This window comes from Endozoicomonas sp. ALD068, assembly GCF_049310145.1.
In the GTDB taxonomy this organism is placed as follows: Bacteria; Pseudomonadota; Gammaproteobacteria; order Pseudomonadales; family Endozoicomonadaceae; genus Endozoicomonas_A.
Window position 1 is genome coordinate 2,143,574 of sequence record NZ_JBLYNU010000004.1, and the last position, 22,681, is coordinate 2,166,254.

Annotated in this window: 17 protein-coding genes; 13 read left to right on the forward strand and 4 right to left on the reverse strand. The window is 48.1% G+C overall.

Annotated features, from left to right (window positions below; genetic code table 11):
- The first annotated feature begins 28 nt into the window (after positions 1 to 28).
- The 3 genes from ACO6V5_RS07685 to corA all read left to right on the forward strand — a co-directional run bounded on the left by ACO6V5_RS07685 (position 29) and on the right by corA (position 4,620).
- Positions 29 to 1,189: a hypothetical protein gene (locus ACO6V5_RS07685; protein ID WP_422492077.1), complete on the forward strand. Its 1,161-nt coding sequence runs from the start codon at positions 29 to 31 to the stop codon at positions 1,187 to 1,189.
- A 414-nt stretch (positions 1,190 to 1,603) separates the two neighbouring features.
- Positions 1,604 to 2,899 (forward strand): hypothetical protein, encoded by a 1,296-nt coding sequence (locus ACO6V5_RS07690; RefSeq protein ID WP_422409524.1) that lies wholly within the window; start codon positions 1,604 to 1,606, stop codon positions 2,897 to 2,899.
- A 767-nt stretch (positions 2,900 to 3,666) separates the two neighbouring features.
- Complete coding sequence (gene corA / locus ACO6V5_RS07695) at positions 3,667 to 4,620, forward strand: magnesium/cobalt transporter CorA (protein ID WP_317141697.1); 954 nt, start codon at positions 3,667 to 3,669, stop codon at positions 4,618 to 4,620.
- A gap of 38 nt (positions 4,621 to 4,658) precedes the next feature.
- Here corA and ACO6V5_RS07700 read toward each other — a convergent pair whose 3' ends face one another.
- Genes ACO6V5_RS07700 through ACO6V5_RS07710 form a run of 3 tightly spaced genes read right to left on the reverse strand, consistent with a single transcriptional unit; the run spans position 4,659 to position 7,258 of the window.
- Complete coding sequence (locus ACO6V5_RS07700) at positions 4,659 to 6,023, reverse strand: ATP-binding protein (protein WP_422409522.1); 1,365 nt, start codon at positions 6,021 to 6,023, stop codon at positions 4,659 to 4,661.
- A complete protein-coding gene (locus tag ACO6V5_RS07705; RefSeq protein WP_422137892.1) occupies positions 6,001 to 6,678 on the reverse strand; it encodes a winged helix-turn-helix domain-containing protein in 678 nt (225 codons plus the stop codon). Before ACO6V5_RS07705 ends, ACO6V5_RS07700 begins: the two co-directional genes overlap by 23 nt.
- Before the next feature lie 49 nt (positions 6,679 to 6,727).
- Positions 6,728 to 7,258 carry a PepSY domain-containing protein gene (locus ACO6V5_RS07710; RefSeq protein WP_422137891.1) on the reverse strand — a complete coding sequence of 177 codons (531 nt, stop codon included), beginning with the start codon at positions 7,256 to 7,258 and terminating at the stop codon, positions 6,728 to 6,730.
- A 259-nt stretch (positions 7,259 to 7,517) separates the two neighbouring features.
- Here ACO6V5_RS07710 and brnQ point away from each other — a divergent pair, with 259 nt between their 5' ends.
- From brnQ to cydX, 9 genes are all read left to right on the forward strand, one after another.
- Complete coding sequence (gene brnQ, locus ACO6V5_RS07715) at positions 7,518 to 8,831, forward strand: branched-chain amino acid transport system II carrier protein (protein WP_422133616.1); 1,314 nt, start codon at positions 7,518 to 7,520, stop codon at positions 8,829 to 8,831.
- Positions 8,832 to 8,949: 118 nt separating this feature from the next.
- Complete coding sequence (locus tag ACO6V5_RS07720; protein WP_422133615.1) at positions 8,950 to 10,104, forward strand: ATP-dependent zinc protease; 1,155 nt, start codon at positions 8,950 to 8,952, stop codon at positions 10,102 to 10,104.
- Positions 10,105 to 10,112: 8 nt separating this feature from the next.
- Entirely contained in the window at positions 10,113 to 11,654 is a 1,542-nt protein-coding gene (locus tag ACO6V5_RS07725) for a UUP1 family membrane protein (RefSeq protein ID WP_422133614.1), read from the forward strand.
- 3 nt (positions 11,655 to 11,657) lie between these two features.
- Entirely contained in the window at positions 11,658 to 12,626 is a 969-nt protein-coding gene (locus tag ACO6V5_RS07730) for an alpha-L-glutamate ligase-like protein (protein WP_422409518.1), read from the forward strand.
- Between the two features lie 217 nt (positions 12,627 to 12,843).
- On the forward strand, positions 12,844 to 15,036 hold the full coding sequence (locus ACO6V5_RS07735; RefSeq protein ID WP_422409516.1) for a diguanylate cyclase: 2,193 nt from the start codon (positions 12,844 to 12,846) through the stop codon (positions 15,034 to 15,036).
- Between the two features lie 87 nt (positions 15,037 to 15,123).
- On the forward strand, positions 15,124 to 17,025 hold the full coding sequence (locus tag ACO6V5_RS07740; RefSeq protein ID WP_422409514.1) for a hypothetical protein: 1,902 nt from the start codon (positions 15,124 to 15,126) through the stop codon (positions 17,023 to 17,025).
- Between the two features lie 498 nt (positions 17,026 to 17,523).
- A complete protein-coding gene (locus tag ACO6V5_RS07745; RefSeq protein ID WP_422133610.1) occupies positions 17,524 to 19,098 on the forward strand; it encodes a cytochrome ubiquinol oxidase subunit I in 1,575 nt (524 codons plus the stop codon).
- Between the two features lie 12 nt (positions 19,099 to 19,110).
- Entirely contained in the window at positions 19,111 to 20,244 is a 1,134-nt protein-coding gene (cydB, locus tag ACO6V5_RS07750; RefSeq protein ID WP_422133609.1) for a cytochrome d ubiquinol oxidase subunit II, read from the forward strand.
- 12 nt (positions 20,245 to 20,256) lie between these two features.
- Complete coding sequence (gene cydX, locus ACO6V5_RS07755) at positions 20,257 to 20,379, forward strand: cytochrome bd-I oxidase subunit CydX (protein ID WP_422133608.1); 123 nt, start codon at positions 20,257 to 20,259, stop codon at positions 20,377 to 20,379.
- Between the two features lie 165 nt (positions 20,380 to 20,544).
- Here cydX and ACO6V5_RS07760 read toward each other — a convergent pair whose 3' ends face one another.
- Positions 20,545 to 20,754, reverse strand: coding sequence for a hypothetical protein (locus tag ACO6V5_RS07760; RefSeq protein ID WP_422409511.1), 210 nt, complete (start codon positions 20,752 to 20,754; stop codon positions 20,545 to 20,547).
- 227 nt (positions 20,755 to 20,981) lie between these two features.
- Here ACO6V5_RS07760 and ACO6V5_RS07765 point away from each other — a divergent pair, with 227 nt between their 5' ends.
- The gene (locus ACO6V5_RS07765) at positions 20,982 to 22,616 is read left to right on the forward strand and encodes an IS1634 family transposase (RefSeq protein WP_317142404.1); all 1,635 of its coding nucleotides are present in this window, start codon (positions 20,982 to 20,984) and stop codon (positions 22,614 to 22,616) included.
- Positions 22,617 to 22,681 lie beyond the last annotated feature (65 nt).

The window sequence follows — 22,681 nt, forward strand, 5'->3', positions numbered from 1 at the left end:
ACTATTTTAAGACTTCTGATTAACAGGTGTGATTATGAAAAAATTTTTAATCATCGAAGCATTGTTCCATTTTGTCACTACAACAGTGTTTCTGACAGCTCCCATGGTTTTAGCAGCCGATGACTACGTGCTTAATTTCAAAACTTCAAAGACTCTCGTCAAAGTCTATTTATCTATAGACCCTGACAGAAAAACCGATGAAGTATCGCAAGCATGCGGGCTACAAGGGCATTCCTTTGTGTTACCAAACGTTGATAACAGTGCGAGTCGAAATTCCAAAAAGGCTGAAGGGTTACCAATTTTTAATTCGCCATTTTCCCGGGTTCACGCTCCTGGGATGACACCCTTTTATAATGATGAGACCGAGGAGCGAGGCGCCGTTGGGGGCCTGCCAATTGCAGTATCTTTATTCGAGCTTGAGTTTGAGTTTGATTCCGATGACGAAGATGAATCCTCTCCTCCAGCTCAACCCTTAACCACTCAACCCGTTGCAGTTTCAACCCATTCTATCCAAAATCTGCAAACTGGAAGAGCCTCGGTTTCCGCCTGGCTGGAAAGAGTAGAGATGGCCGATGACGCCCCGTCAATTCATGTTCCTTCAACCCAGCTCAATGCGTTTGTCCGTGTCTTCGCCAGGTTGGTTGCTATGGAACCTAAAGAAATGAATACCTACCAGCCTTTCACACGGTGTGGCATCTTTGTATGTGACTCGGCCGCAAATCGGATTTGGAAATATGGAAAGTTTGTGCCTTTCTTTGCGTTGATTTTGACAGCAGCAAGTTCCAGTGCTGCATTTGCTGAGGGAGCTCCTATTCTTGCTGCCGTATCCCTGGCCGCAGGGCTACTCATCACCTCTGCCTCTACCTTATTCTATAGTCTTACCCACTTTCCAAATCAGTTTCAGGTCAACTTCACATTTAGCTCGAACAATTTCGAAATCTGTAATTTGCAGCGAATAGCGATCATGCTGAAATATTCGGGAGGTTACGAATTGGTATCGTACATTTTGGACGATCAACACGATAGCCAGACACTGAGGTTTAATGTCCGGATGCCGGACGCAGTAGATGCCAACCAGTTAAAAGCCTGGCTCGAAAGTCATAATCATCACTGGGCCAGCCCTTTCCAGATAGGGGTCTCCGACATCAGCAGACCAAACTATATGGGTGAGCGGGAATCCAGACTTTAGAATTCAGTTTCAATTTATGGGCGGAAAACAGGACGGTTGTTGTCTCATCGCAACCGTCTTTTATCGATACAAGGCGGCCTATTGACAGAAAACAAGCAGGACGCGCCCTACAAGAGGTGTTGAAAAACGACCATAAAGGAACATCACAACCGATCTAAAGAGCCTCGATATCTTTGTTAAAAAGTCTAACAAAATACTTTATTTACTATGGTCAAAGGGAATGACTGGTTAATAGTTGTCATAGTCGGAAATGTTCTAAATAAAACCCCATTTTTTCCATAGGCTTAACTATTTTAAAATTTCTGATTAACAGGTGTAGTTATGAAAAAAATTTCGAGCATCAAGAGATTGTGTAGTTTTTTCACTGCACTCCTATTCCTGCTGACCCCCACAATTTCAGTCGCAGATAATTTCGTGCTTAATTTCAAAACCTCACGGGCACTCGTCAAAGTTTATTTGTCCGTAGAGTCTGACACAAAAACCGTCGCTGATGACCTAACCCCAGCCCCCGGATCACAGGGAGACTACTCTGAGTTACCAACCCATGAAAATACTGAAAGCCAGAGATCTGACATGGTTGGCGGGTTACCCGTTACCGGACGGATCCCTTCTGCCCAGAGTCATTCCAGTGGCTTGACATCGGCGGCTGACGATACGGGTCAGGAACAGGGAGCTGTTGGGGGAGTGCCGACTTCTCCGGCAAATGGTGCGGTTTCCTTACCAGTCTCAGTGTCTTTCTTTGATTCTGATAACAGGGCTGAATCCACCACTCCCGAACAGCCCCTGACCAGTCAGCCTGCTGCTATGTCGAGACGTTCCGCTGAATTTCTACCCACCGGAAGTGCCTCTGTTTCCGCCTGGCTGGAAAGAGAAGACCGTGGCGCTGGTGAACCGTTTGTACATATTCATGAAAACCAGCTGAAAACGTTTATCCACGTATTCGCCAGGCTGGTGGCCATGAAAGCCGACGAAATGTATTCCACCCCGCCTTTCTCCCGGCCTCACTGTGTATCAGACCCGGAAGCCATAGAGCCCGACCATCAGCTCAGCTGCTTATGTGGTAACTATATATGTAACTCGGAAGTAAATCCGTCATGGTCATATATGAAGTATGCGGTTGCGCTTACGTTTCTCGCGACAGGGGCTGTTTCAGGAGTTGGATTTGGTATAGGGATTCCAGAGCTGGGAGGCGGATGCCTGGGTGCAGGACTGATCGCTTTAGGTCTGGAAGGCCTTTTCTTTAGTCATACCACCTTTCCAAAAGAGTTTCAGGTCAGCTTCACGTATAACTCAAGTAATCTGGAAATCGATACTTTGCAGCATATGTTACCCATACTGCAATACTCTGGAAGTTATGAGTTGCTCTCATTCAGTTTGAACGAACAAAACGCCAGCCATACATTGAGTTTCAGGCTATGGGTGACGAAGGCTGTGAATGCCGAGAAGCTAACAAACTGGCTCGATACTCGTAATCAGCAATTGGCTAATCCTTTTGAGATAGAGATCTCTTCTATCGGCGAGCAGGCAGATAAGGAGCCGGTAGATAAAGAGCAAACAGATGGCGCGCAGGCAGATGATGAGTCGGCAGATAACAAGCAGCCAGCAGATAACAAGCAGGCAGAAGATCGGCCAGCAGATAACAAGCAGGCAGAAAATCAGCCGGCAGATAACGAGCTGATGGATAAAGTCGAAAAGGAAACCGAACTATAGGGCTCATTAACTTTATACAAGGCGGCAGGCCGGGTAGCTTTCCTATCGCAACAATGCATAGCGATAAAGCTGGCCTGCCGAAAGAAAATGAGTTAGACATGTCCCACAGCAGATACTGAAAAACGACCAGAAAGTAAAATTACAGCCTGATTTGAGTCACTTTGTATTTTTTCTCCATCTACAGCTACTCAGCGGGAATGGCTGATTGAGAGTTTTTACATTCAGATATCATCTAAGTAAAAAGCATCTTTTTTCATTGACCTAACTATTCTGAAGCTTCTGACTAAAAAGGTATGATTATGAAGAAAAAATGCCGCAATGCTCAGTTGCTTATTATTTGATCGGATTTCGTTTTGACAGGGAGCGCAAAAGCCAGACACTGATGCTTAATGTCCGAATGCCAACCAGCTAAGAGACTGGCTCGAAAGTTATAATCAGCAATCAACCAATCCCTTTCGGATAGAGGTCACCTCCATGATGCGAAGATCTGAACATACAGGCGATGAAAGAACCCGCTTATAGAGCCTGGGCTGAACTGTCTCACTATTGCTGACAGGTAAAAAGCCTTATAAAGCATATCACCAGACTCTGGTGGACAAATGCCTTGCCTCCACCAGAGCCAGATCACTGCTGGACTAAGGTGCATCGATCTGTACAATAGAGCGACCCTTCTTAAAGGAGCCTGATGGACTTAGACGATTTTAGCCAATTCCGGGAAGCCTGAGTCCAACAGACGCCAAGTACCAGATTTGCTATCAGAGTCTTTTATGATCAACGCCTATCACCGTGATACTGAGCAGTACTGCATCACCCGTATACAGACCGATGTGGCGCTTCCTGAAAATACACTCTGGCTGGACCTTGTTGAACTGGACGAAAACGAGGATGACTGGCTGAAACAGGAGTGCCCGGGATTTATAGAAGACGAAGATGCACTGTACGAGATTGAAGCCTCATCACGATTTTTTGAAAGTGAGACAGGTTTTCATATTCGTTCCTTATTCCCTCATCAGGCAGGCCAGGAATTTCGAAGCATCAACGTTGCTTTCAACCTTCGTGACGACCAGTTGGTCACCCTACAGGATGAGCCTACCGCCCTGTTCCGACTGATGAGAAATTATCTGAAACTGCAACACATAAAGGCACGAACACCGATCGATATCTTGATCGCATTGTTTGACACTAAAGTTCAGTTTCTAGCTGACACTCTGGAAGAAGTTTACGAAAATCTCGAAGCCACCAGTCAACATGCTCTTTCTGACGATGATACTGATGTTGATGACCTGTTGAAAAATATTACCCTGCAGGAAGATATAAACGGCAAAGTTCGTCTTAATCTACTGGACAGCCAGCGCTGCCTCAGATACATACTGAAAAACTGCCGTCACAAGCTGGATGACGGACAGGTTGACCAGGTGCGAGACATTCTTCGTGATATTGACTCTCTGACACCCCACACTGGCTTTCTCTTTGATAAAATCAACTTCCTGATGGACGCCACCATGGGTTTCATCAATCTGGAACAGAACAATATCATTAAGATATTTTCCGTAGCCGCCGTGATGTTTCTGCCGCCGACCCTGATTGCCAGCATCTATGGTATGAACTTCAAGGTAATGCCTGAACTCAGTAGCAGTTGGGGATACCCTCTGGCCCTGATTCTGATGCTGGCAAGCGCTCTTGGCACTTATTTTTTCTTTAAACGAAAAGGCTGGCTATAAGTAACCGAACAGAGTAAAGCCTGCCCATATGCCAGGCTTTACTCTCCTCTGCGAAACGTCAGTTTAACAGCAAAAGATTGCTCACCCTGCTCAAAACTGATCCTGGCATTGTGCAGCTCAGCGACCACCTTGACCAGCGACAAACCCAACCCATGACCAGGAGTTGTTCGACTCTGATCAAGCCGGTACAGCCTCTGGAATACCTTTTCCTGCTCTGATTCCGGAATACCTGCCCCCTGATCAATAACTGATACTGAATCCTGATCAATACGAATTTTGACCTCGCCTTTTTCAGGAGAGTACTTGATTGCATTCTCCACCAGGTTAAAAAGGATTCTAAACAGCAACTGGTGACTCCCCCGAACAACCAGAGGCTGCTGCACTTCAAGTATTAGAGACTGCTCACAGGCTTCTGCCAAAGGCTCCGCCAGTTCAACCACTTCATAGCCTATTTCTTTCAGGTCACAACGGACAAACTCAAGATCCCCCTGCCCATATTCCAGTTTCGTGAGTTCAAGCATGGCATTGAAGGTATGCAGGATCGTATCAAGCTCAGTCTGGGCCTCAAGAATATCCTCAACACCAGCACCGCCATTTCGCAAGTATCCATCCAGCTTGATCCTCAGTCGGGATAAAGGCGTTCTGAGATCATGAGCAATACTGCTGGTTACCGATGCAATGGCTTCTACTGAGTCTTCGATCTGCGCAAGCATTTGATTGATATGACCAGCCAACTCATCAAACTCATCGCCCTTTTCAGTGACTTTAACTCTGGCGGCTAACAGACCTTCACCGACTTTTGCAGTCACTTTATTGATAGCGCGAAGACGAGCCAATATTTTTTTTGAAAATAAAAACCCGGTCACCAGTCCTACCAGCAAAACCAATACCATAGCGGCATAAAGTGCCAGAGTGAAACGAGAAGCAAACAGGTTAAAGTCTGAAGAGTTGTAGGCCAGCACCAGGGGACCCCAGCGACTGTTAATACGACTCCCCCGCACTTTCTGGAAGCGACCGTCTCCCAGAACCGAATCTCCCAGTATCCAGAAACTGCCCGTCGCTGGTGACAGGGGGACGGTTTCAGGCAGATAATTCAAATTACCCAGATAGCCTTCGGCGCTTTTAAAAACCACCAGCACTTGCCGGTTATTTTCAGCCATCTGACTTACAACCGCGCTGAATTCACTTTCTGAATGGCTTCTGGCCAAAGATGCCAGAGAATTGAGCTGTTCCAGAACAAATTGATCCTGTCGTTTCTGATAGAACCCCAGACTGTAGTCTTTCACTAACCACAGGGCTGATCCGCAGAGTACCAGGACAATAGCTGTATGCAGCAAGGTATAGCGCAGCAGTGAGGATGCCCGTAACCGACCCAGAGGGTCAAGCTGACTCACGGAGAACATAACCTGCCCCTCTCACAGTGTGAATCAGGGATGCTCCTCCGGCAGTATCCAGCTTTTTCCTCAATTTAGCGACATGAACATCAATAATGTTGCTGCCCGGATCAAAGTGATAATCCCACACAGACTCAAACAGCATGGTTCTGGAAATCACCTGATCCTGATGCTCCAGGAGAAAGCGAAGAAGCTGGAACTCTCTTGGCTGAAGGTTCACCTCAACCCTGTTTTTGACCACACGCCTGGATAATAGATCTACTTCGAGATCGGAAATAACAAGAGTATTTTTAGCTTCTTTACTGTGCCCTCTGCGAGTCAGAATTTCTGCCCGAACCAGAAGTTCCCCAAAAGAGAAAGGCTTGCAAAGGTAATCATCCCCTCCCTGCTTCAAGCCTTTAATGCGTTCATCAACGCCATCAAGAGCGCTGAGAATGATTACCGGTGTCTGGTTTTCAGAAGCTCTCAGTGCCGCCAGCACCTTGAGCCCTTCCATCTGGGGTAGCATACGATCCAGAACAATGATGTCATAGCTCTCGCCTGATGCCAGAAACAGACCATCCCGGCCATTGTCAGCCACATCCACGGTCCAGCCATGCTCCATGAATCCCTTGGCAATGTATTCACGGGTTGTCCGGTCGTCCTCAACCACTAGCAACTTCATATCATCACACCTATTCCGTTCCGACCATGGAAGGGAATCAAAAGCCTGATCATTTTTGGGTCACCGGAATCGGCCTGCCAGACTGAAGATCAACAATCACCTTGCGCACGCCTTTATCCGTCAACAACTCAATTTCAAAAAATACAATACCCTTCTCCTGTTCAAGCTCTGCTTCCATCAGCTGCCCCGGAACAATCTTTTTCGCTTCATCAATGGCTTTCTTCAAAGTCATGCCACTGTTCATTAACAGCTGGTACTTTTTACGTTTCAACTTTTTGCTGGAAAGCCTGTCTTTTTCGTCCAGCCAGACCTTTCCCGAGTCAGCATCCATAATTACTTCCAACTCAACGCTGTCTTCTGGATCAACAATGGCAAACTCATAAACCATTCTACCGTCTTCATCATCGATGCCAAATTCGCTGAGATGCCCGGAATAGCGGTCGGAAATTTTCGCAATGGCCTGTTCGGGTTTGATTTTGGCATTTTCGATAGCCAGCTGAAGCAGGACATTCTCCTGGCTTGCCAGAGCAGCGGTTGATACCAGAAAAAGGCCCAGAATGGCCTCTTTTAAAAGCCTCATGACACTTACCTGTATGAAATCAGTGAATAATCGCAAAGGATAGTGACTCTACAATGAAGACCCAATGAGCATAAGATTAACAAAAGTTAATCTTATGCTCATCTCGAATAATGACCGAGCAAAACTCGGACCGGACTACCACTTTCTGAAATTGAGTCCATACTTCCTATTCATTACAAAAAAATCGTTCATCTCCCAGGATTGAGCATGGACGTCCGTTTCTGACCAGATAACATTCAATCAAGGCAGAACCTTACGCATGAAGCAACGATTAAGTCTTCAGAACATCATTGGTATGGGTTTTATGACCTTCGCCATGTTTCTTGGCGCGGGCAATCTCATATTTCCTCCATTGGCGGGGCAGCTGGCTGGCACCCACGTCTGGCTTGCTGCTGCCGGTTTTCTGGTCACCGGAGTGCTTCTCCCTTTGTTAGCTGTGGTCATGATTTCCCGAGTTGGCGGCGGCTTCAACGAGATCACCGGTGAACTGCCACGCAGCATGATTGCATTGATGGGTTGCTGCATTTATATCATTGTTGTCCCGATATACGGTGTCCCGAGAACCGGCCTTGTTGCCTATGAAATCGGAATAATCCCGTTTCTGAAAGAGCCCGACAGCACTTCCAGACTGGCATACAGCATCATTTTCTTTGGCACTGCCTGGTATCTCAGCCTCTATCCGGGAAAATTACTTGAATCCGTAGGCAAGATCATCACACCGGCCCTCATCCTCTTGCTGATGATTCTCGGTATATCTCCCCTCATCTCCCCTCTGGGAGAAGCCGGTGAACCTATGAACGGATATGCAGAAAATCCTTTCTTTAGTGGATTCCTTGAAGGCTATATGACGATGGATGCTCTGGCTGCACTGCTGTTCGGCATTGTCATCATTACCAACCTTAAATCTCACGGTATTACCGCACCCGACGCCCTGGCCAGATATTCTGTCATAACGGCCTGTCTAGCAGCTTTCGGACTGGCTCTGGTCTACCTGTCCCTCTTCAATCTGGGTGCTCAAAGTCACGGAATCATTGCCCACCCAAACAACGGCGGCCAGATTCTTTCTGTTTATGTCAACAGACTGTTTGGTTTCTATGGCAATGTTCTGCTTGCAACGGTTGTGACACTGGCGTGCCTGACTACCGCAATTGGATTGATCACTGCTGCTTCGGAGTATTTCTGTGATCTCTCCGGGAAACTCAATTACAAGGTACTTGTGGCGACCATCAGTCTCTCCTGCATGATGTTTGCCAACTTTAATCTCAACCAGATGATCGAACTGTTTATTCCTGTTTTACTGGTACTCTACCCGGTCTCTATTGCCCTGATTCTCCTGGGACTGATCAAAAGCCTGCTACCCAATCCTCAGCTGGTCTACAGAGCCACGCTCCTGGTCACCTTTATACTCAGTCTGGTCGATGCCAGTAAGGGTTTGAACCATCCAATTACACAAAAGCTTCTGGTACCTCTTGAGTCACTACCAGGGTACGACTTTAATTTAAGCTGGGTTGCCCCCTCTGTGGTGACTATTGTTCTTACCTGCCTGATCGGGAAACGCGTTACCCCTTCATAGCCTGCTCACAAGGCCAGACTTCTTGGCAAGTCACCAAACATCAAGTAAGCTGCTCGGCTTGCGATAGACTATCGCGGCTACCATTCACTCATTTTATGTAAAAATAAGTAGCTTACCCATGACCCGTTTTCCGGCATTACCCGCGCTTATCCTGGCGATATCCGCTTTGACTGGCTGCCAGGTGCTACAAAAACCTGCTCAAACTACGGACAGTCAAAAGACCTCCAGGACAGAAACCGAGGCGCCCGACTCAAAACAGAAGACAGAAGAATTACAAACTTTTAAACCTTCCAAGCCTCTTCATCCGGATACCATTTCTGTTAAACAGCAACTGGTTCAAACCCCCGCCCGTGTTGGCGGAAAACTGGTGTTGGGTTTTGCAGAGATAGGCACTCTCACAGAATACGGTCTGAAAATGAATGCCAAGATCGATACCGGTGCAGGACGCTCGTCGATTGATGCCAGAAACATTAAGAACTTTGAACGGGATGGTAAAAAGTGGGTTCGCTTTGACCTCCCCAGAACCAGCAAGGGCAATGTCACTCTGGAACTCCCCGTCAAAGACACTGTCTTGATCAAGGTTCCGGGCGGTGAAGAGTCCCAGACCCGTTATGTCGTCAATATAAACGTCAAGGTCGGCGATATTACCCAGAACCTGGATGTCTCACTGAACGACAGGGAAAGTTTTGAATTCCCACTGCTCATTGGTCGGGATTTTCTCAAAGACATGGCCATAGCCAATGTTGGCAAGAAATACATCGCAACCGAGAAAGTCCTGGATACCTTGACCGTTAAGCTCCCGACTGGCGGCAACCTGAGTATCAAGAAACAGATTGACAAGCCTGTCGACGTCAGTGGTCTTGCTTTGTTTGGAGAGCTTGAAGAGGTTCGTATCAAAGGATTCAAGAACCCATTCAAGGCACGTATTGATACAGGTGCCAAAACGTCTTCCATTGATGCAACCGATATTGAATACTTCACAAAAAATGGCGAAGAGTGGGTTCGTTTCAAGATCGTCAATGGTGACAACAGCCGGACCTTTGAGCGCAAAGTCCATCGTGAAGTTTCAATCAAACGTCACGGCGGTCTGGCAAACCAGAGCCGGGTTACTGTCTTTATTCCCATAACTTTGGGAAAGATTTCCAAAAATGTTGAATTTACGCTGACCAATCGCACTGGCTACGAGCATCCGATTCTTATCGGTGAAAGACTCCTGAGCAATACGGCTCTGGTTGATGTTGCCCAGCAAAATATTGCTGAGAAAAAGAAGTGAGGTTTTGAATGAAAGGACGTTTTCAACTCAGTCTGGCGGTGGTCATTTTGATCGCGGCAGGTTTGGGCCTGACTTTATACAAACACTTTGCCCTGGGGTTTCCCTTAACCCGGGGAGAAACTACCACCGTCTGGAGTGTTGAAGCTGAAATACAGTTCAAGGCCGACGGTGGACCCGCCAAGGCATCCCTGACCTTACCCGATCAACAATCCGGCTTCCGTATTCTGAATGAATCCTTTGCTTCTCCGGGTTATGGCATCAACCAGTATGATGATGAAGGACAACGTCGTGCAGAGTGGAGCATTCGCAAGGCCAGTGGCAAACAAAGCCTGTTTTACAAGGTGAGTCTGCATCCGGATCGACAACTGGTGGAACCTCTGGCCCCTCCTGTTGAAGAAAACAACGACACCCTGAAGGCCAAACCGTCCCTGCCGGAACCTTATCAGACTGCAGCAGACTCACTGCTGGAACAGGTGAAAGAACGCTCTGCTGATAGTCGAAGTTTCACAGGCACCCTGATCAAGGAATTTATTGCCCAACAGCCCAGTCAGAATACCAACATGCTGCTTAGCATGATTGATAGCCGTGCTGAGCTCACCAATCTGCTGATCGAGATGCTCTCCATGGCCGATATACCGGCCCGGGTTGTTCGAGGCCTTTACCTCGAAGACGGCAGACGTCGTCAGCCCATAGTAGAGATGCTGGAAGTCTACACCAATGATGGTTGGTTACTCTTTGATCCTGAAACCGGAGCATCCGGAAACCCGGAAAACTTCTTCCTCTGGCAACGAGGTGGTAAATCCCTGTTGGATGTCATGGGTGGCACAGCGTCCCGGGTCTCTTTTTCGATGATTTCCCAGAACGAGCCAACAAGGGATCTGGCCATTGAAACGTCCCGGGCTGACAATGCAGCACTGGTCGATTTCTCTATCTACGCCCTGCCTCTGGAAGTCCAGAATGCCTTCAAGAGCATTCTGCTAATTCCGATTGGCACCCTGGTCGTATTGATCATGCGTATCCTGGTCGGCCTGAGAACATCAGGAACCTTTATGCCGGTCCTGATCTCCGTGGCCTTCCTGGAAACCCAGTTACTGCCTGGTTTGATTATCTTTGTCACCATAGTTTCCATCGGCCTCTGGATTCGCTCGATATTGAGTCAACTCAATATGCTCCTTGTCGCCCGACTGGCGGCGGTGATCATTGTCGTCATAGGCATAATGGGCGTTATGAGCGTACTCACCTGGAAGATGGGGATTACCCAGGCCCTGACCGTGACCTTCTTCCCAATGATTATTCTGGCGTGGACCATTGAGAGAATGTCTATCCTCTGGGAAGAAGAAGGCCCCAAAGACGTACTGATTGAAGGCTCTGGTAGTCTGCTGGTGGCCACTATGAGTTACCTGCTAATGTCCAACCCACTGGTTGAGCACCTGACCTATAACTTTCCGGAGTTGCTATTGACCGTTCTGGGTCTGACCCTCATGCTGGGTCAATACACCGGTTACCGTCTGTTGGAACTTCGTCGCTTCAAGCCTCTGGTTGGAGGTTAACCCATGGAGTTCATCAAACGATTTTTTCGCAGTTTTGCCAGTCCATCCAGCCTCCACGAGGCCGGGATTCTCAGCATGAACATGCGGAACCTCGATTATGTTATCAAATATAATCCCCGCAAACTGCTACCTCAGGTGGACGATAAGCTCACTACCAAAAGGATGGCAGAAAAAGCCAATGTAGACGTCCCTGAACTGCTGGGTGTTGTCGAATACCAGCACGACATTAAAGATCTGGGTACCCTGCTTGAAGAACACAACAGTTTCGTGATCAAGCCCGCCCAGGGCAGTGGCGGTAAAGGCATTCTGGTCATCGTGGGTCGCGACGGTCCACGTTATGTAAAAGCCAGCGGCGACACTCTGGAATTTGAAGACATCAACCGACATGTTTCCAACATTCTGGGTGGCCTTTACAGTCTCGGAGGCAAAAGTGATGTAGCCATGATCGAGAGCCTGATCGTGGCAGACCCGGTATTTAATGATTACAGCTTTGAAGGTGTGCCGGACATTCGTATGATTGTTTTCCGGGGCTTTCCGGTGATGGGCATGCTGCGTCTGGCCACCCGGGCTTCTGATGGTAAAGCCAACCTTCACCAGGGAGCCGTTGGAGTGGGTCTGGACATTGCCTCTGGCAAAAGCCTCAGAGCCGTCCAGTTTGATCTGCCGATTGACAGGCACCCTGACACGGGTCACAGCTTTGAAAAACTGGCAGTACCTCACTGGGACAAACTGCTCAAGTTGACATCAGCCTGTTATGACATGACAGGATTGGGTTATCTGGGCGTGGACATTGTCCTGGATGAGAGGGATGGTCCACTGATCCTTGAACTCAATGCCCGACCCGGCCTGGCTATCCAGATCGCCAATGACTGCGGCATCCAGCCCCGTTTGGAGCTGATTGAGTCTCTGCCCAACTGGACTATGCCTATTGACGAGAAAGTCGCCTTCTCTAAAGAGCACTTTGCGATGTAATTTCCACTACATCAGGACTCGACGTCCTGATGTACACTCGTTGCACCAGTGACAAGCAACGTCACTGTCGAAGTTAAATTAGTGACGAATCCGCTCTGCCACCTTGGCCTGCACACCTTGTCTGTGTCACAATCATTTACAGGGTAAATAGATTTAACAGACGACCCTTTGAAGGAAGAGTGAAAAGCTGTCAATTCGTCATGGAGGACTGCCTGAATTGCGGGTTCTATTGACCTTCTCAACCTGTTCGCAAAGAGCAGTCATTTTCATCAGGGCTCTGGTGCTTCTGCTGATCTTTTTTGTCAGCCAGGCTACCCACGGGACTTCCGTTGCAGAATCTTCACCGTCTGGACCGGTTAAACTGGTCAGCTTCCTGACTTCGGTTCCTGCTCCGGAAGCGATCCTGAGCGGAAAACAGCCCGGCACCAGTGATCGCTGGTACAAACTCCGCCTGACATTGAATCATTCTCTTAATTCAGACTGGTTGTTGGTATTCAGAAGGACTCCCCACAAGAAACTTGATGTCTTCACACCTTCTGAAAAGGGTTATCGGATCACTTCATTGGGTATTGGCAGTCAAAGCCGCAAGTCAGACCCAAGAGTTCTGAAACTCCGGCTACCTGGGAACAAAACCCACGACATTTATATACGTGTGGACAGCTCAGAACCAAACAGGTTGAACCCTCACCTTTGGCCACAATCACTCTACATGCTGGATGAATACAAAAATCAGGCCTTGTCAGCTTCACTGCTGGCATTGCTTCTGCTCTTTCTGATCGTTACAGCGGCTGTAATGATCTACACCCGGCACCCTTCCTACCTGTTGCTTACTGCACACCTGCTGGCCACCACGACGCTGATCGTATTTTACCAAGGCGACATTTTCTGGATAATTAACGGGTCCTGGGACCCCGAATTCTGGGTGCTGATCATGACGGTCATCAGCCTTGTCTCGGCCCTGGGCTGTTACAAGAACCTCGGTTTGCTGGCACTCTATAATCCCAAAACAGACAGACTTATGCTCTGGCTTAGCTGCCTGTCGGTCGGACTGGTTCTCAGCTTCTTCGCCACAGAGAAAACCCTGCTTCTCAATGCGGCATTTTTAATGATCGCAGTGTCCGCAGTCCTGCTCATTGCCAGCCTTCTGACTATTTTTTCGCAGGGTGTCAGACCCGCCAAACTGGCGTTACCGGTCATGCTCACACTGTTCTTTGCCCTATTTAGCAGCTGGGCCTCAAAAGAGTGGCCCAGAGTCATTCCCAGTCAGGCCGAACTGGCATTAATTGCTCTCCAATCCATGCTAATTAACGGTCTTTACTGGATTAACCGCAAACACAAGAATCGCCAGGCTATCTCTATCAATCTGGTTAACAGCCAATTTGATAAACGACGAGTCTTTGATTCAGCCCTTCGCAAACATCTTCAGGCACCCAGCAATGCACTAATGGATGAAAAGACCATTCGACAGCGTATTCTGGCAACTCTGGATGCGATAATACCCGATACACCCTCTATGATACTGATTAAGAATAAAGACCAGTGGGATGTCAGCAGCCATTACCCTAAAGCAGCCCAGATTCTAACAAACAGTATTGACAGTATTGAAGATGAGCTGATGAACATCATTACCTCGGAACAAAAGCACCATATCCGGCTTGAAGATCGAAACGGCGTTAAATACTGGATATTTCTGCTTCACAGTGAAGAAAACCACCATAGTCTGCTGGTGGTCTCACCGGGAAGCCAACCCAACAGACCTTTGAAGTGGCAACAGATAACCGACATCAGCAACCATGCGCGAACCCTGTTTCAGGCCAATCAGCAGACTCGATTCTGGAAACTGCAGGCCAGCCTTGATTCACTGACGGGTCTTCTGAATCGGAGAGCTTTTGTCAATGAGGCTTCAGAACTGCTTCACCGCCCTGATTCCGCAAAGTCCCAATCCTGTCTGATTTTCATAGATATCGATGATTTCAAACAGATCAATGATCGTTTCGGTCACCCGGCGGGTGACAAGGTTCTCTCTGACCTTGCCTGTCAACTAAGGAAAGATCTTCGTCAAGAGGACCTGATTGCCCGCTATGGCGGCGAAGAATTTGTTGTTCTCCTGCCCAACACAGATGCTGTCAGGGGCGTAAAGATCGCTGAGCGACTCAGGAACTCGGCATTACTCTACAAGGGAGGTCCTGTTCCCCTGAGCCTCAGCCTGGGCATTGCTGCCACCGGTCCGCAGACCGACACTCTCGACAAAATACTTAAAGAGGCAGACGACGCTTTATACCAGGCCAAGCATCTGGGTAAGAACAGAGTCTGTCGGGCACCTTCCTGTGCAGATATTCGACTATCGGTTGGTGAACCAGACAAAGTTCGACAGCCTGCGCGAGAAGAGATTACAAAACGCTTATCCTGAAACGTAAATCTACATATACTACACCGTCACACTGAGGCTTTAGAATATAGTACTCATCTCCTACCGAAAAAAACGTAATATACGACAATGACCGCTCTTTTCAGTCGCTGGAGACGGCAACGGAATGACGCAGACCTGCAGCTTGAAGAACGAAATTTAAGCTGGCTGGAGAAAGTGGCACGCGCTCCTCACCAGGAGCCCTGGAGTGTCACCATACTGCAGTACGCCTGGACTGCCGGTCCGGTCACACTTCTGGCCGCCTTTGCAGGCTACTATATTGGTTACGGCACCATGATGCCTTTGGACAAAACCCTGTATTTTGTTGGCTATTCTATTGTTGCCATTGGTCTGGGTCTGTTCACCAAGCTAATTTACGACGTTACCCACGGCCGACGGATCAATCAAGACAAAAACAACCTGCTCAGCATCATCGACCGAATTCCCGAAATCATTTACATGGTGCGTGATCTGACCCAACGTAATATGACCGAAGATGCACGTCGCATCCACTCTGCCGGTATTCTCTTGCAAAAGTTCGATCTTGGTCCGGAATGGATATCAACAGCCATCGAAGATATTACGGGTGACCCCGATCTGGCCCGCAAGGCCGAACAGATTGAAATATTTCGCAGGGCTGGCCTTTATCACAGAATGCATGACATTGTTCACGAAGTCTCTGATGACACAGAGCGTTATCAAAACGAACTCAAAGAACTTCACCCACGCATAGCCAAAGCGCTCAAAAACAGGTTAAGCGGGATCGTGGCCAGACCCCATGAAGGGCAACCCAGGGAGCCTCTGTTTATTGAGCGGATTCTCACTGCCAGCGAGCGAGATAATGAAGAATTGATGACCCTTCACGATGTCGAGGAAATACTCATATTATGCTTCGAGCTGATTTGCGGGCGCAAAATTTCCTGGCTGAAAATTGAGTATACCGGTCGCTGGGATCTGGCCAAGGCTTTGGACAGGCTCGAGGAAGAACGCAATGATTTCCGGATCAGCCGGGCCAGGGTGTACTCACGCCTCAAGGCTCTGGCAACCTGGCTCCATAATGTTGATATCCAGAATGACATTATTACCGATCACGGCCTGAGCCCCCGGAATTTGCTGGCGGCAGTCAGGGAGTCACTCGACACTCTCAGTTTGCAGGTTCGCCAGGCTAGGGACCTGACCCATAAAACCGGCAAACACGTTAAGGCCCTGAACATAAAACGCAAACAACTCGATAAAGCCATTCAACTCTACAATGAAGCTCACCGCGCCTACCTGAAACAGGGACGGGACAGCGACAAACTCAAACGCGCCCTGAAGTACTGGCAAAAACTCTCCACACTCCATCAGCACAACCCTGAAGAGAACTTAAAACGCAGCCTGACTATTTCAGAGCAGATTATCGAACTGGACGATGACACCAGAATGGAGGTTGCCAACCGTCTGGAAGCGTTTTCAAAGGAAACCCGCTTGAGAAAAGATAGCCATCGAGTCCACTCCCTGTCGCCTGCACGGAGATACCTGACAGAAACACGTGCCAGGGAGGTGGCCATCGAGGTGGCAACTATTCTAGACCCCTACATACATCTTCATGACCCACAGATTCAGAGGGCTATTGAGAGTTCCAATGCTTCCAGCCTGGCTTTTCTTGAGCCCGGTATGAGCGCCAGGACCAAGGCAGCGCTGGGAGAAGCTTTGGCCGCAGATGTTGATAAAAACCTCTCGGCCAGTGCCGAGAAACTGGCCCAAAACCTGATCCGTTACTATCGCGTCCCCCTGAGTGAGAGAACCATTAACTTCCTGGTACACACCTATCAGGCCGATTTGAAACGATTACAGTTCATTGCCCAGTTCGAGAGCCCTATGAGCGCTCGCTATTCACGGGATAATATTTCGCCCATCGAAGTTCCCCCTGCCAGTAACAAATGGCACATTGACTTATACAACGCCAATAAAGTCATCAGCAAATACAGCTCTGCCAGAAGCCATGGCTGAGTCACCTCTCAGCCCATCCTGATAACAATCAACCGAGCAAATATTTTCTATATGCCAATCAGAAATACTGATAGACAGATATTACATCCATCAGCATTCCTTATAGCCAAAAATCCACTTTACATTTCGAATGTTTCGTTTTTACACAGTGATTTATTCTTTATATTCAAACAAAAAACATTTATATCCCTAAAAAAAACCTGGATAACAATATATTTTAAACATTTTTGATGAAGATCAAACTTTGCGTCCTACTGTAGTTCATATATGTAACAAATCCGAGTAACATGTCCACAAATCTGTTTAACCAGCCACAGATTGATCCAGACCCATCTAAAACTCGTATATACCGGCGCACCGGCCAGATACATGCATTTAGCATGTATCTATTATCCAGAATGCGCGGTAACTGCAGCACAAAAAGGACCTCTGTGGCAGCATGCATTTTCTGATTTTCAGTACGGATTTGATTTAACACTGTCATAAACGAGGAGCACCATGATTACAGACGAAATCATCGACCTGTCGCGATTCCAGTTCGCGATGACAGCACTCTATCACTTCCTCTTTGTGCCGCTGACCCTGGGCATGACCTTCATTCTGGCGATCATGGAGTCGGTTTATGTTATGACCGGCAAACAAGTCTATCGGGATATGACCAAATTCTGGGGTAAATTGTTCGGTATTAACTTTGCACTCGGCGTTGCTACCGGCCTCACCATGGAATTTCAGTTCGGAACCAACTGGTCATACTACTCCCATTATGTTGGTGACATTTTTGGTGCTCCACTGGCCATTGAAGCCCTGATGGCCTTCTTCCTCGAATCAACGTTTGTCGGCATGTTCTTCTTCGGCTGGGACCGACTCAGTAAAGTTCAGCATCTGGCTTGTACCTGGCTCATGGCTATAGGTACTAACCTATCGGCCATGTGGATACTGATTGCTAACGCCTGGATGCAGAACCCGGTAGGTGCAGAGTTCAATTATGAAACCATGCGCATGGAAATGACCAACTTTGCTGACCTGATTCTGAACCCTGTAGCCCAGGTGAAATTTATTCATACGGTTTCTGCCGGTTATACAACAGGTGCCATCTTTGTACTGTCTATCAGTGCCTGGTACATGCTTAAAGGCCGTGATATAGGTTTCGCTCGTCGTTCATTTGCGGTGGCCGCAGGCTTTGGTCTGGCATCCATCCTCTCTACGCTTCTGCTTGGCGATGAATCCGGTTATGAACTGGGTGACGTACAGCAGGTCAAGCTGGCAGCGATCGAGGCCGAGTGGGACACCGAACCTGCACCGGCCGCTTTTACTGTTTTTGGACTCCCCAACCAGGAAGAGCAGAAAACAGATTACGCGATCAAAATCCCTTACGTCATGGGCATAATCGCAACCCGCTCAACAAACACAGAAGTACTGGGTATCAAAGATCTGATCGACGACAAGATTCAGAGAATCAACAATGGTATCAAAGCCTACGAACTGCTTGAAAAACTTAAAAATGGTGAAGATACACCCGACAATCGTCGCGAGTTTGATAAAGTCGTGGATGACCTGGGTTATGGCTTGTTGCTCAGCCGCTATACCGACGACATTCGAAGCGCGACACCCCAAATGGTTCGGCAGGCTGCAGAAGAGGCTATTCCGACCGTGTGGCCACTGTTTTTCTCTTTCAGAATCATGGTAGGTCTCGGTGTTGTGATGCTCCTGCTGCTTGTAACCGCCTTCTACAAGACGGCCCGCAGAACTGAGTACAATAGTCCAAAATTCCTCAAACTCTGTTTCTATGCGTTGCCACTGCCATTCATTGCCAGTGAAATGGGATGGTTCGTTGCTGAGTTTGGTCGTCAACCCTGGTCGATCTCAGGCATTCTGCCTACCTACCTGTCTGCTTCTACCCGGACAGAAGCTGACCTCTGGCTCAGCATCATTGGTTTTACTGCGCTCTACAGTATCTGCATCATTATCGAAATTTACCTGATCGTTAAATATGCCCGCAAAGGCCCTAGCAGCCTGCACACTGGCCGCTACCACTTTGAACGCAATCGTACCGACGATATGGCTCAGGCATAAAAGGAGGCCCTTATGGACTACGAAGTTCTCAAATTCATCTGGTGGGTTCTGATCGGAGTCCTGTTCATTGGCTTTGCCATAATGGACGGGTACGATCTGGGGACCGCCAACCTGCTGCCTTTCATGAGCAAAACTGACGAAGAACGTCGTATCATGATCAATGCCGTCGCCCCTCACTGGGACGGCAACCAGGTTTGGCTGATCACTTCAGGTGGCGCACTGTTTGCGGCGTGGCCTATCGTTTATGCCACAGCTTTCTCTGGCTTCTACTGGGCCATGCTGCTGGTTCTGTTCGCACTGATTGTCCGTCCGCTGGCCTTTGATTATCGCTCCAAGGTTAAACCCGAGCAGACAAAGTACTGTGACTGGGGTCTCTTTATCAGCGGCATCGTACCTTCTCTGGTATTCGGCGTAGCCTTTGGCAACCTGTTCCTGGGCTTTGGTTTTAATCTGGATGACACAATGCGCTCCAGTTTTACTCAGGGTTTCTTCTCATTGTTGAACCCCTTTGCCCTTCTTTGTGGTGTTGTCAGTGTCTCTATGCTAACCATGCAGGGATCTGTATGGCAAAGCATGCGCTCTGGTAGCCCAATCAAAGAGCGTGCGACCATTGTCGCCCGCATCTCTGCCCTTGCGACCATTGTCACCTTTGCACTCGCGGGTGTCTGGGTAGCTAACCTGCCCGGCTTTGAGGTCGTCAGCGGTCTGGTTATGAATGGCGAAGCCAACCCTCTGATCAAAACAGTTCACATAGCTGACGCAGGCATCTGGTTGGCTAATTACACCAAGTACCCGGTTATGCTGATTGCACCGGTCATGGGTTTTGCTGGCGCCATTGGTGTCTTCCTGCTGGCCAACAGCCGTCTGCACGGCCTGGCCTTTACCTGCAGTTCAATCACCCAGGCAGGCATTATCATGACAGCCGGCTTCTCACTGTTTCCATTTATTCTGCCGTCCAGCACCCACCCTAACGTTAGCCTGACACTGTGGGATGCAACGTCCAGTTACCTGACGCTGGGAATTATGACAGTGGTTGCCATGATATTTGTTCCCATCATTCTGGGATACACCATCTGGTGTTTCTACAAATTGTGGGGTCGTATGACAGCAGAACACCTTAACGAAAACACCCACTCACTTTACTAAGGAGGGCAGACTATGTGGTATTTTGCCTGGATTCTGGGCGTACTCCTTGCGTGTGCCTTTGGTATCATCAATGTCATGTGGTATGAGTTTCATGATATGGGATTTGATAATGATATCAATGATTTAGATGACTAGGGCAGGTGTTTGGGAGTAAAATTTTGTTACTCCCAAGCTCATTTTTTGTTCCCGAACATGCTCAATAAGAAGCAACAATTCCGAATCGTGCCTTGTGGCAAGATTTAGTTGCTCAGGAAGAAAACGCCACTCTACAGCAAAAAAGCAGTGAGTGGCGTTTTAGTTTCAGTGCAGCAGCCAGTCCCTGGTCAAAGCGAACAGAGAAGATTTCAGCTGATACAACTGCTCAATCATCAGGCTTTTTGGGAACAGCTCTTCTGGTAGCTGAATACTGATCCCCAGCCCCATAACATCTATCCCTGAGTACTCACAACGTTTCACCAGGTCAACCACCGCATCATAGTGGTCAATATCCGGTGCTCCATCAGTAATCATCAGAATCAAGCGCCTTTCGGCATTTGATAGACAAGTCTGATGCACTGCATACCACAACCCTGTGACCATGGGGGTTGAGTCATGGCTGTCCAGAGCAGAGAGTGATGGCTGTCCAGAGCAGAGAGTGTTCCTGCAATTCGTAGATTGGACCTGCCTTTCACCACCCCGATTGATATTTGCCTAAAATCTGTTGTCAAAGAAATAAACAGACATTCAGGTGCACCAACATGCCTCAAGCTCAATACCAGTCTAAGAACCTCAACCACCTTGGCTTGGTTGCCGCTATGTGTCGGGAGTTAAAGATAGCCGAATACATTGATGCCCGTATCACAAATGACTCCGATGTTCGTAATGTCACTATTGGACAAGCTGTAGTTGCAATGATCATCAATGGCTTGGGCTTTACGGGGCAAACTCTGTACATGCTCCCTGAGTTTTTTGAGGATAAGCCGATTGACCGCCTTATCGGGGAAGGTATACAGGCTGAACACTTGAACGACAAGGTACTTGGTCGGGCTCTCGACAGTTTGTACGACGCTGGTGTTAGCGACTTGTATCTCAATCTGGCCGTCAAGGTCGTCAATCATCTGAAACTTCCTTGCAAGGCATTAAATCTGGATGGCACCAGCTTTCATGTGGATGGAGTCTATAACAGTCATGACAATCCAGACGACTTAAATTGTATTCATATCTGCCAAGGTTACAGCCGTGACCACCGGCCTGACCTGAATCAGGTAGTCTTGCAGTTAATGACTGAAAATCAGGCGGGCATCCCTGTGTTTATGGCCCCTGCCAGCGGTAATGTAAACGACAAAACCTGTTTTCAGGAAATTATCAAAAATCATCTGTCATGTTTTAAGGCCGCTTTGAATAGCCGCTATCTGGTTGCTGATGCTGCCATGTATGTTGCAGAAACCCTTCAGTTGCTTGATGAGCAAAAGCAGCTGTTTATCTCCCGGGTGCCCCTGAACATCAAGGAGGCAAAGGAGCTGGTCTGCAAAGCGCCAACCATGTCGCTGGTGCCTGTTGAAGGCTATGAAGATTACTATTCAGCTGAAGTGCCTTCCTGCTACGGAGGGGTTCAGCAACGATGGTTCCTGTTTCTCAACAAAAAGCGCGGGCTTAGTGAACGGAAAACATTGACCCGAAAGATGCAAAAGCAGTCACTGAAAGAGGCCCGTGATCTGGAGAAGCTGAGCAAAAAGGCCTTTTTGTGCCGGGACGATGCATTGAAGGCTTTTGCCTTGTGGCAGAAACAATCGAAACTTTGCCAAAGCGAAACAGAGCCAGAGGTTATCCGTAAACCCTGCTATTCGGGCAAAGGAAGACCATCGCCGGATAGCAAGCCTGATCACTTCGAGTACTTTGTGCAGGCTGAATGCTTTGTTTCCTGCGAGAAAAGGGAGCATGCAGAAGCCTCACTGGGTTGTTTTATCCTAAGCACCAATGAACTGGATAAAAATAGTTTGAATGCCTCTGAGCTGCTGTCTACTTATAAGTCGCAACAAAAAGTTGAAGGCGGCTTTCGGTTTCTGAAGAGCCCGGACTTTCTGGTCTCTTCGCTCTATCTGAAGAAAGCGGAACGTATTGAAGCCCTGTTAATGGTGATGACTCTATGCCTGATGGTCTATGCTGCTATCCAGCACAGAATCAGGCAGGAACTGAAAAAGCAAAGTCGTGTATTTCCAGACCAGAAAAAAAAGCCCTGCCAGAACCCAACAGCAAGATGGGTATTTTTCTGTTTCCAGGGGCTTAGTGTATTAACGGTCAATAATCAGGAGGAACATGTGATTGGCTTGAAGGAAAGGCAGTGGACGATCATTCAAATTTTGGGCATTTTTTACGAGTCCATGTATTCCTGATAGGGGTGGTGAAAGGCGGCTATCAACAAGGCTGGATCAATAAAGATGACTTCCAGAAAACCAGA